The sequence below is a fragment of the Streptomyces sp. NPDC100445 genome (genome assembly GCF_044759735.1).
GTDB lineage: Bacteria > Actinomycetota > Actinomycetes > Streptomycetales > Streptomycetaceae > Streptomyces.
The window spans coordinates 1-12,503 of the sequence record NZ_JBIVZV010000022.1 but is presented as its reverse complement, the minus strand read 5'-3'; the positions used below and the strand labels follow the sequence as shown (position 1 = coordinate 12,503).

The following is a 12,503-nucleotide window of genomic DNA, read 5'->3' as shown; positions in this document are numbered from 1 at the left end:
TCAACGTCGCCGACAAAGCCAAACCCGTCACCGCGTTCAACCGGTTACGCAACTCCACCGCCGTCAGCGAATCAAAACCAAGATCACTGAACGCCTGCCCCGCACCGATCTCCCCCGCCCCCGCATGCCCCAACACCACCGCCACCTCACCCGACACCAACTCCAGCAGCACACGCCCCTGCTCATCGACCGGGAGGGCCGCCAATCGGCTGCTCAACGAGGTGCTGGCGGTACTGCTCGTACCGGAGGCCGCAGTGCGACGCGGGCTCCGGATCAGGTGCCGGAACATCGCCGGCGCCTCGGACGTGGCAGCCTGCCGACCCAAGGCCGCGAGATCGAACTTGGCCGCGACGAGAACGGGGTCGTCGGTGGTCAGTCCGGTGTCGAAGAGTGCCATACCCTCCTCGGCGGACAACGGCCGGATACCGCTGCGGCTCATGCGCGCCTGATCGGACGCGCCCAGCGAGCTCGTCATACCACTGGTGTCAGCCCACAGGCCCCAGGCCAGGGAAAGGCCGGGCAAGCCTTGCGCGCGCCTGTATTGGGCGAACGCGTCCAGGAAGGCGTTGGCAGCGGAGTAGTTCCCCTGTCCGGGGCCGCCCAGAACACCGGAGGCGGAGGAGTACAGCACGAACGCATCCAGCTCCAAGCCACTGGTCAGCTCGTGCAGTGCCAGCGCCGCATCCACCTTCGGCCGGAACACCCCAGCCAACCGCTGCGGTGTCAGGCTCCCGATCACACCGTCGTCCAGCACACCGGCGGTATGCACCACACCCGACAACGGAGCCTCAGCAGGAACACACGCCAACAACCCCGCCAACTGCTCACGATCGGCCACGTCACAGGCCACCACCTGCACCCGGGCGCCGGCCTGCTCCAGCTCGACCTTCAGAGCATCCGCACCGGGCGCCTCCAGCCCCCGCCTGCTGGTCAACACCAGACTCCGCACGCCGTGAGCGGTGACCAGGTGCCGGGCGACCACACCGCCCAACGTGCCCGTACCACCCGTGACGAGCACCGTGCCACCCGACCGGAACACCGGCACATCGGAGGCCACCGTCTTCGCCCGCACCAGCCGAGGCACGAACACCTCACCCGAACGCACCACCACCTGCGACTCACCCGACGCCACCAGCCCGACACGAACAACAGCGTCCGCATCCAGGTCCACCAGGAAGACCCGGCCCGGGTTCTCCACCTGCGCAGAGCGCACCAACCCCCACACCGTGGCCGCCACCGGGTCACACACCTCGTCGCCGAGCGCCACCGCACCCCGCGTCACCACCACCAACCGACCCTCGCTGGGGGACGCCAGAAAGGACTGCACAGCCGACAACACCTCCGACGCCACCTCGTGCACCGCGTCCGCGTCCAGCGAGACCGACCGGACCTCGAACACCTCCACCTCGACGGCCTCAGCATCCTCACCTACCACGACGGGAACCCACTCGACCCGGAAGAGCGACTCACCGGCGTCGCCGGAGGCCCTCAACTGCTCCTCGGTGACCGCCCGCAACACCAGCGAGTCCACCGACGCCACCGGCACACCCTCACCATCGAACAACTCCAGCGACAGCGACTCCGCACCCGTGGAAGACAACCGCACCCGCAGCGAAGAGGCACCCGAAGCGGGCAACGACACACCACTCCACGCGAACGGCAAGAACAACCCGCCCCCACCGGACTCACGCGCACCCGAGAAAGCCCCGGCATGCAACGCCGCGTCCAACAAAGCCGGATGCAGACCGAACCCCGCCGCCCCATCCACCTCACCCGACGGCAAGGCGACCTCGGCGAACACCTCATCGCCCCGCCGCCACACCGCACGCAACCCCTGGAACACCGGCCCATAGCCATACCCACGACCGGCCAAGCCCTCGTACAGATGCGACACATCAACCGCCACAGCACCCTCCGGCGGCCACACCCCCAAGCCGGCACCAGGCGACGACGCGTCCTCGCCGAGCAGCCCGGTCGCATGACGCACCCACGGTGCACCGAACCCGGCTTCGGCGGGCCGCGAGTGCACCGCGACCGACCGCACCCCGCCACCCGTATCCTCGCCGACCGAGACCTGGACGCGTACGGCGCCCTCGTCCGGGATCACCAAGGGTGCCTCGATGACCAGTTCGCGCAAGGTATGAGCACCGACCTCGTCACCGGCGCGGATCGCGAGTTCCACCAAGGCGGCACCAGGCAGCAGAACCGTGCCGGACACCACGTGGTCCGCCAACCAGGGCTGGACGGCCAGGGACAACCGACCGGTGCACACCACACCCCCGGTCTCCGGGACCCCCACCACCGTGTCGAGCAGAGGATGCCCGGCGGCCAGCGCGGGATCCCCCTCGGGCCGGGCCGGGTTCAACCAGAACCGCTGGTGCTGGAAGGCGTAGGTGGGCAGGTCCACGCGGTGCGCGCCGGTGCCGGCGAAGACCCGCCCCCAGTCGATGGCGACACCACGCGTGTGCAACTGCCCCACCGCGTTCATCAGCGCCCGGTCCTCCGGCACATCCCGGCGCAACGACGGCACACAGCCCCCCGCCACCATCCCGGTCAGCACACCGTCCGGCCCCAGCTCCAGGAACGTCGCCACACCCTGAGCCCGCAACGCCCCCACACCGTCATGGAAGCGAACCGTGCCCCGCACGTGATCCACCCAGTACTCCGGCGAGCACAACCGCTCGGCGTCCGCCACCTCACCGGTCAGGTTCGACACCACCGGCAACGACGGCGCGCGGTAGGTCAGCCCAGCCGCGACCTGCCGGAACTCCTCCAACATCGGCTCCATCAACGGGGAATGGAACGCGTGCGACACCCGCAGCCGCTTCACCCGACGGCCCTCGAACCGGGCCACCACCGACTCGACCTCGCCCTGAACCCCCGAAAGCACCAACGAGGTCGGCCCGTTGACGGCGGCGATACTCACACCGTCCGACAGCAGCGGCGCGACCTCCTCCTCCGTGGCCTCCACCGCCACCATCACCCCACCAGCCGGCAACGCCTGCATCAACCGACCCCTTGCGACGACCAGTGCGGCAGCGTCCTCCAACGACCACACACCCGCCAGATAGGCGGCCGTCACCTCACCGATGGAATGCCCCGCCAGAAAATCGGGGCGCACACCCCACGACTCCACCAGCCGGTACAACGCCACCTCGACCGCGAACAGCGCCGGCTGCGCGAACGCCGTCCCGTCCAGCAGCTCCCCGGCCTCGAAGACCACCGTCTTCAGAGATTGACCGAGCTTCGCATCGACGGCCGCGCACACCTCGTCAAAGGCGTCGGCGAACACCGGATAGGCGGCATACAGCTCCCGTCCCATCCCCACCCGCTGCGACCCCTGCCCCGTGAACAGCACACCCAGGCGGTCATCGAGTACAGTCTGCGGCCGTAACGACGCCAGAGCCTCCCGCGCCTCCGTCACCGACTCGGCGACCACCACGGCTCGGTGGTCGAAATGCGTCCGGGTCGTCGCCAGCGAGTACGCCACATCGGTCAGGTTCGGCGCATCGTCGGCGTCCAAGAACCGCGCCAGCCCAGCCGCCTGCGCCCGTACCGCCTCCGCCGACTTCCCGGACACCACCAACGGCACGACACCCGCCGGAGCCACCACCCGCTCCACCGCCGGTTCGGCCTCCGCGGCCTCCAGGATCACGTGCGCGTTCGTCCCACTGATACCGAACGCCGACACACCCGCCCGACGCGGACGCCCCTCCGCCTGCGGCCACTCCCGCGACTTCGTCAGCAACTCCACCGCACCCGCCGACCAGTCCACCTCCGGCGACGGCGCGTCCACGTGCAACGTCTTGGGCAGCACCCCGTGCCGCATCGCCTGCACCATCTTGATCACACCCGCCACCCCCGCGGTGGCCTGCGTGTGACCGATGTTCGACTTCACGGACCCCAGCCAGAGCGGGCGGTCGGCCGGACGGCCCTGGCCGTAGGTGGCGAGCAGGGCCTGCGCTTCGATGGGGTCGCCCAGTGACGTACCCGTACCGTGCGCCTCGACCGCGTCGATGTCCGAGGCGAGGAGCCCGGAACTGGCCAGTGCCTGGCGGATGACGCGTCGCTGGGATGGGCCGTTCGGCGCGGTGAGGCCGTTGGAGGCGCCGTCCTGGTTGACCGCCGTGCCCCGCACCACCGCCAGGACCTGGTGCCCGTTGCGTCGCGCGTCCGACAGCCGTTCGAGGAGCAGTAGGCCGACCCCCTCGGCCCATGCCGTGCCGTCCGCCGCCGCCGCGAAGGCCTTGCAGCGCGCGTCGGCCGCCAGGCCCCGCTGCCGGGAGAAGGCCACGAAGGCGCCCGGTGTGGCCATCACCGACACACCACCGGCGAGAGCGAGCGCGCACTCACCGCTGCGCAGCGCCTGGGCGGCCAGATGGATGGCCACCAGCGCCGACGAGCAGGCCGTGTCGATGGAGACGGCGGGGCCCTCGAAGCCGAAGGCGTAGGAGACGCGGCCGGAGGTGACCGCGCCGGCGCTGCCCGTCAGGGCGTACCCCTCGGCACTGGACTCCCCGCTTTCGAGGCTGGGGATGTAGTCCTGGGGCTTGGTTCCGGCGAAGACGCCCACGTTACGACCGCGCATGGACGTCGGGTCGATACCGGCCCGTTCGAAGACCTCCCACGACGTCTCCAGCAGCAGCCGCTGCTGGGGGTCCATCGCCACTGCCTCGCGCGGACTGATCCCGAAGAAGGCGGCGTCGAAGTCGGCGGCATCCGTGACGAAGCCGCCTTCCTTGACGTACGACTTCCCGGGGCGCTCCGGGTCCGGGTCGTACAACCCGTTCACGTCCCAGCCCCGGTCGGTCGGGAACGGCGAGATGCCGTCGTGCCCACCGGCGACCAGCTCCCAAAGGTCCTCCGGAGACGACACGCCGCCCGGGAGACGGCATCCCATGGCGACGATCGCGATCGGTTCCGTCCTCTCGGACTCGACCTCACGCAGCCGCTTGCGCGCCTGGCTGAGGTCGGCGAGGGCACGCTTGAGGTAGTCGCGCAGCTTGGCGTCGTTCGTGGTCATCGGGTGTCTTTCTGCTCAGCAGGTGTGGGGGCCGGCGCCGCTGTCAGGAGGATCCGAGTTCGTTCTCGGCGAAGCTGAAGAGTTCGTCGTCGGAGGCGGAATCGAGGTCGAAGTCCTCCTCAGCCTCGGGACGGGGGTCCGACACCGCCCACCGGCCGGCCAACGTCTGAAGCCGCTTGGCCGCCTGGGCCCTGACCTCTTCGTCCAGAGTGGCCGAGGTCAACGCAGCTTCCAGCCGGTCCAGTTCGTCGAGCACGGACACCGGTGACGCACCGAGTTGCTCCATCAGTACGGCGGTGAGGGCCGCCGGAGTCGGGTGGTCGAACACCGCCGACGCGGGCAACCGGATCCCGGTGGAGGCCGCGAGTCGGTTGCGGAGTTCCACGCCGGTGAGGGAGTCGAACCCGAGGTCCTTGAAGGCGCGTTCCGGTGCGACGGCGTCTCGTTCACGGCGCCCCAGCACGGCGGCGGCGTCGGCCCGCACCAGGTCGAGCAGGGTGCGCTGCCGGTCGGTCTCGGACATGGACGCCAACTGCTCGGCCAGCGACTCGCCCGCCGCGCCGTTCGCGCCGACGCCGGCCGCGCCGGTCCGGACACTGCGGCGCGGCTGCCGTACGAGACCGCGCAGCAAAGGTGCCATCCGGTCCAGGGCGGCCTGTTCGAGGAGAGCGGCGAAGTCCAACTTGGCCGCGAAGAGGGCCGGTTCATCAGCTCCGAGACCGGTGTCGAAGAGTGCCATACCCTCCTCGGCGGACAACGGCCGGATACCGCTGCGGCTCATGCGCGCCTGATCGGACGCGCCCAGCGAGCTCGTCATACCACTGGTGTCAGCCCACAGGCCCCAGGCCAGGGAAAGGCCGGGCAAGCCTTGCGCGCGCCTGTATTGGGCGAACGCGTCCAGGAAGGCGTTGGCAGCGGAGTAGTTCCCCTGTCCGGGGCCGCCCAGAACACCGGAGGCGGAGGAGTACAGCACGAACGCATCCAGCTCCAAGCCACTGGTCAGCTCGTGCAGTGCCAGCGCCGCATCCACCTTCGGCCGGAACACCCCAGCCAACCGCTGCGGTGTCAGGCTCCCGATCACACCGTCGTCCAGCACACCGGCGGTATGCACCACACCCGACAACGGAGCCTCAGCAGGAACACACGCCAACAACCCCGCCAACTGCTCACGATCGGCCACATCACAGGCCACCACCTGCACCCGCGCACCCAATGCCGTCAGATCATCACGGAGTGCCGGCGCACCGGGCGCCTCCAGCCCCCGCCTGCTGGTCAACACCAGACTCCGCACGCCGTGAGCGGTGACCAGGTGCCGGGCGACCACACCGCCCAACGTGCCCGTACCACCCGTGACGAGCACCGTGCCACCCGACCGGAACACCGGCACATCGGAGGCCACCGTCTTCGCCCGCACCAGCCGAGGCACGAACACCTCACCCGAACGCACCACCACCTGCGACTCACCCGACGCCACCAGCCCGACACGAACAACAGCGTCCGCATCCAGGTCCACCAGGAAGACCCGGCCCGGGTTCTCCACCTGCGCAGAGCGCACCAACCCCCACACCGTGGCCGCCACCGGGTCGCACACCTCGTCGCCGAGTGCGACCGCACCCCGCGTCACCACCACCAACCGACCCTCGCTGGGGGACGCCAGAAAGGACTGCACAGCCGACAACACCTCCGACGCCACCTCGTGCACCGCGTCCGCGTCCAGCGAGACCGACCGGACCTCGAACACCTCCACCTCGACGGCCTCAGCATCCTCACCTACCACGACGGGAACCCACTCGACCCGGAAGAGCGACTCACCGGCGTCGGGTGCCTTCAGCTGGTCCCGGGATATGTCGCGCAGGAGGACCGATTCCACCGACGCGACGGGGGCACCGTCCGCGTCCCGGATGTCCAGACGTACTCCGTCGGAATCGGTGGGCGTCAGGCGGACCCGGACCGCCGAGGCGCCGGACGCGTGCAGAGTCGTACCACGCCACTCGGTGGACACACCGGACAGGCCGGTCACACGGGCCGCGGCTTCCAGTAGCACCGGGTGAAGTCCGAAGTGTGATGCGTCGCCGCTGAGTTTGTCGTCCAGGACGACATCGATGTACTCCCCTGCCGCAAGAGCCTCGCTGATCGGCTCCGCCGCCACACCCGTGGGCGCGAGGGTGCCGGTGGCGTGGCGGGTCCAGGAGTCGTGGCCGTGTTCCGGGCGGGTGTAGACACCGACGGTGCGGTTGCCCTCGTCGTCGGCGTCGCCGACGGATACCTGTACGCGGAGGGCGCCGGTGGCGGGCAGCACGAGCGGTGTCCCGACGGTGAGTTCACGCACCGTGCCGGTGCCGACCTCGTCGCCGGCGCGGATCGCCAGCTCGACCATCGCGGCTCCCGGCACGACGTCTCCGCCCGACAGTTCCTCCGAGAGCCACGGCTGCGCGGTCCGCGAGAGCCGCCCGGTGCACAGCACACCGCCCGTGTCGGGCACGGTCAGCACCGTGTTGAGCACCGGATGCCGCATCGAGACATCACTCGCCGGTGCCGCCGCGGCCAGCCAGTAGCGCTGGTGCTGGAAAGCATAGGTGGGCAGGTCCACGCGGTGCGCGCCGGTGCCGGTGAAGACCCGCTCCCAGTCGATCCCGGCACCACGGGTGTGCAACTGCCCCACCGCGTTCATCAGCGCCCGGTCCTCCGGCACATCCCGGCGCAACGACGGCACACAGCCCTCCGCCACCATCCCGGTCAGGACTCCGTCCGGGCCCAGCTCCAGGAACGTCGCCACACCCTGAGCCCGCAACGCCCCCACACCGTCATGGAAGCGAACCGTGCCCCGCACGTGCTCCACCCAGTACTCCGGCGAGCAGAGCCGCTCAGGGTCCGCCACCTCACCGGTCAGGTTCGACACCACCGGTAGCAACGGTGTGTTGTAGGTCAGCCCAGCCGCGACCTGCCGGAACTCCTCCAACATCGGCTCCATCAACGGGGAATGGAAGGCGTGCGACACCCGCAGCCGCTTCACCCGACGGCCCTCGAACCGGGCCACCACCGACTCGACCTCGCCCTGAACCCCCGAAAGCACCAACGAGGTCGGCCCGTTGACGGCGGCGATACTGACGCCGTCCGACAGCAGCGGCGCGACCTCCTCCTCCGTGGCCTCCACCGCCACCATCGCCCCACCAGCCGGCAACGCCTGCATCAACCGACCCCTTGCGACGACCAGTGCGGCAGCGTCTTCCAACGACCACACACCCGCCACGTAAGCGGCCGTCACCTCACCGATGGAATGCCCCGCCAGAAAATCGGGGCGCACACCCCACGACTCCACCAGCCGGTACAACGCCACCTCGACCGCGAACAGCGCCGGCTGCGCGAACGCCGTCCCGTCCAGCAGCTCTTCACCCTCGAAAACCACCGACTTCAAAGACCGGCCCAGCTCGGCATCGACCGCCGCACACACCTCGTCGAACGCCTCGGCGAACACCGGATAGGCGGCATACAACTCCCGCCCCATCCCCACCCGCTGCGACCCCTGCCCCGTGAAGAGCACACCCAGGCGGCCCGGCACCACGCTCTCCGGCCGTACCGCCCCCAGGCCCTCCCGGGCCTCCGCCACCGACTCGGCGACCACCACCGCGCGATGGTCGAAGTGACTGCGTGTGTTCGCCAGCGAGTACGCCACATCCGTCAGGTTCGGTGCCTTGTCACCGCTCACGAACCGCGCCAGCCGAGCCGCCTGCGCCCGTACCGCCTCCGCCGACTTTCCGGACACCACCAACGGCACGACACCCGCCGGAGCCACCACCCGCTCCACCACCGGCTCGACCTCGACGGCCTCCGCGGCCTCCAGGATCACGTGCGCGTTCGTCCCACTGATACCGAACGCCGACACACCCGCCCGACGCGGACGCCCCTCCGCCTGCGGCCACTCCCGCGACTCCGTCAGCAACTCCACCGCACCCGCCGACCAGTCCACCTCCGGCGACGGCGCGTCCACGTGCAACGTCTTGGGCAGCACCCCGTGCCGCATCGCCTGCACCATCTTGATCACACCCGCCACCCCCGCGGTGGCCCCGGTGTGGCCGAGGTTCGACTTGAGGGCGCCGAGGAGCAGCGGGCGGTCGTCGGCGGGGCGGTCCTGGCCGTAGGTGGCGAGGAGGGCCTGGGCCTCGATGGGGTCGCCCAGCGCGGTGCCCGTGCCGTGTGCCTCCACCGCGTCGATGTCGGCGGCCGACAGGCCGGCGCTCGCCAGGGCCTGGCGGATCACCCGTTGCTGGGAGGGGCCGTTCGGCGCGGTGAGGCCGTTGGAGGCGCCGTCCTGGTTGACCGCGCTGCCCCGTACCAGGGCCAGGACTTCGTGGCCGTTGCGGCGGGCGTCCGAGAGGCGTTCCAGGAGGAGCAGGCCCACTCCCTCGGCCCAGGCCGTGCCGTCCGCTCCTTCGGCGAAGGCCTTGCAGCGGCCGTCGGGAGCCAGGCCGCGCTGCCGCGAGAACTCCAGGAAGACGCCGGGAGTGGACATCACGGCGACACCGCCGGCCAGTGCGAGCGAGCATTCGCCGGCGCGCAGCGCCTGCATCGCGGAGTGCATCGCCACCAGCGACGACGAGCACGCCGTGTCGATGGTGAGGGCGGGGCCCTCCAGGCCGAGGACGTAGGAGACGCGGCCGGAGGCGACGCTGCCGGCGCTGCCGGTCAGGGCGTAGCCCTCGGTGCCCTCGGCGCCGCCGCCGAGGCGCGGGGTGTAGTCCTGGGCGCCCATGCCGGTGAAGACACCGACGTCCTTGCCACGCAGGGAGGCGGGGTCGATGCCGGCGCGTTCGAGGACCTCCCAGGAGGTCTCCAGGAGGAGGCGCTGCTGCGGGTCCATGGCGAGGGCCTCGCGCGGGTTGATGCCGAAGAAGGCGGCGTCGAAGTCGGCGACGCCGTGCAGGAAGCCGCCCTTGCGGACGTAGGTGGTGCCGGGGGTGTCCGGGTCGTCGGAGAAGAGGTGGTCCAGGTCCCAGCCGCGGTCGGACGGGAAGTCGGTGCGGGCGTCACGGCCCTCGGCGAGCAGGGTCCACAGCTCCTCGGGGGAGGTCACGCCGCCGGGTAGGCGGCACCCCATGGAGACGATGGCGATGGGATCGTCGGCCGCGGGGGGCGGTGCGGCGGCGGGGAGGGCCGTTTCGGCGGTGTGGGTGGCCGCGGCGGGGTGATCGCCGAGGAGTGCGGTGCGGAGGTGGTCGGCCAATGCGCCGGGGTTCGGGTGGTCGAAGACAAGGGTGGCGGGCAGGCGGAGCCGGGTGGCGGCGGTGAGCCGGTTGCGTAGTTCCACCGCGGTGACGGAGTCGAAGCCGATGTCCTTGAACGCGCGTTCCGCCGCGACGGTTCCGGTGTCGGTGTGGCCGAGGACGGTGGCGGCCTCGGCGCGGACCAGGTCCACCAGCCGGCGTTCCTGGTCGGCCCGAGAGAGGGTCAGCAGTTCCGTGCGGAGGGCGGAGGCGTCGGTGTCGGGGTGGTCTTCGGTGGTGCCGGCGAGGATGTCGGTGACCTCGGGCAGGCCGCGCAGCAGCGGGCGGGGGCGGGAGAGGGTGAAGGCGGGGGCGAAGCGGGTCCAGTCGATGCCGGCGACGACCACATGGGTCTCGTCGTGTTCGACGGCTTGGACGAGGGCGGCGACGCCGAGGCGGGGTGCCATGAGGGTGATGCCGAGTTTGGCGAACTCGCCGGCCATGGACGCGTCGACCATGCCGCCGCCGCCCCAGGCGCCCCAGGCGATGGAGGTGGCGGTGAGTCCGCGGGCTCGGCGGCGGTGGGCGAGCGCGTCGAGGTGGGCGTTGGCGCCGGCGTAGGAGGTGAGGCCGTTGCTGCCCCAGGCGGTGGCGCCGGAGGAGAACAGCACGAAGGCGTCCAGGTCGCGGTCGCCGAGCAGGTCGTCCAGGTGGCGGGCGCCGTCGATCTTCGCTCGGCCCATGTCCGCGAACTGTTCGACGGTGAGCCGGGACAGTGGGGCTTCGGTCTGGGGGGCGCCGGCGAGGTGCAGGACGGCGGTGAGCGGTGGTTCGGCGGGGATGTCGTGGAGGAGAGCGGCGACGGCGTCGCGGTCGGCGATGTCGCAGGCGGTGAGGGTGACCCGGGCGCCCAGGGCCTCCAGCTCGGTGCGGAGTTCGTCGGCGCCTGGCGCGTCGGGGCCGCGGCGGCTGGTGAGAATCAGGTGCTCGGCGCCGTGTTCGGCGAGCCAGCGGGCGACATGGGCGCCGGTGCCACCGGTGCCGCCGGTGACGAGGACGGTGCCGCGCGGTGTCCAGGGCCTGCCGGCCGGGGCGCCGTCGAGCGGGGCGCGGCGCATGCGGCGGGCGTACAGGCCGTCGGGGCGTACGGCGAGTTGGTCCTCGTCGCCGGGGCCGGTGAGGGCGGTGCACAGCAGGTCGAGGGTGTGCGGGTCGGCGTCGGTGCCGGCGGGCAGGTCGACGAGGCCGCCCCAGGTGTGCGGGTGGTCCAGGGCGAGGACGGTGCCGATGCCCCACATGACGTGCTGGGAGGCGTCGGTCAGCTCGGCGGAGCCGGTGACGGCGACGCCGCCGGAGGTGACGGCCCACAGGGGTGCCGTGATCCCGGCGTCGCCGAGGGCCTGGACGAGGGTCACCGTGCCGAGGGTGCCGCGTGACCAGGCGGTGTGCGCGGGGTGGGGCCGGCTGTCGAGGGCGAGGAGCGACAGGACGCCGGTGACACCCTTGTCGGGCAGGGCGGCGGCGAGTGCCTTCCGGTCGGTGTGCTCGGTGTCGACCCGGATGCGCACGGTCCGTACGCCGCGTTCGGCGAGCCCTTCGGTGACGGCGTCGGCGAGCGGGTCGTCGTCGGTGCCGACGGCGACGAGCCAGGTGCCGGTGGCGGTGGCGCTGTCGGGGGTGGTGCCGGTGGGGTGGACGCGGTCCCAGCCGAGCCGGTAGCGCCATCCGTCGATGACGGTGCGTTCCTGACGGCGGCGGCGCCAGGACGACAGCGCGGGCAGGACGTCGTGGAGTACGGAGGGGGTCAGCTGGAGGTCGTCGGCGAGGGTGCCGGTGTCGCCGGCCTCGATCGCGGCCCAGAAGGCAGCGTCCACCGGGTCGGCCGCCACGGCGGGCCGGTCGTCGGCGTCGAGCCAGTAGCGCTGGTGCTGGAAGGCGTACGTGGGCAGTTGGACCGGTCGGCCCCCCATACCCTCCAACACCGCCTGCCAGTCGACGTCCACACCCCCCGCATACACCTCACCCACCGACCGCAGGAACCGCTCCCGACCCCCCTCACCCCGACGCAACGACCCCACCACCACACCATCATCAACACCCACCGCACCCATCGTCTCCGCCACCACGAACCCCAACACCGGATGCGGACTCATCTCCACGAACACCCGCCGCCCAGACCCCAGCAACGACCGCACCACCTCCTCAAAACGCACCCGCTCCCGCAAATTCCGATACCAATACCCACCATCCAAACCAGCCGTATCCACCACACCACCCGA

Annotated in this window: 2 protein-coding genes and 1 pseudogene; all 3 read right to left on the bottom strand. The window is 71.1% G+C overall.

The window, feature by feature from the left end; translation table 11 throughout:
• Positions 1-5,023 (bottom strand): type I polyketide synthase (locus ACIQVT_RS34615; protein ID WP_403763720.1); only part of this gene is annotated, 5,023 nt, incomplete at its 3' end.
• Positions 5,024-5,066: 43 nt separating this feature from the next.
• On the bottom strand, positions 5,067-12,194 hold the full coding sequence (locus ACIQVT_RS34610; RefSeq protein ID WP_403763723.1) for an SDR family NAD(P)-dependent oxidoreductase: 7,128 nt from the start codon (positions 12,192-12,194) through the stop codon (positions 5,067-5,069).
• Between the two features lie 39 nt (positions 12,195-12,233).
• Positions 12,234-12,491, bottom strand: a pseudogene (locus ACIQVT_RS34605) (acyltransferase domain-containing protein); the annotation flags it as partial.
• Positions 12,492-12,503: the final 12 nt, after the last annotated feature.

What these genes read in the sequence shown, in the direction of transcription:
- ACIQVT_RS34610 (WP_403763723.1), bottom strand. Translation starts at nt 12,194, where the DNA reads ATGGGGGGCCGACCGGTCCAACTGCCCACGTACGCCTTCCAGCACCAG.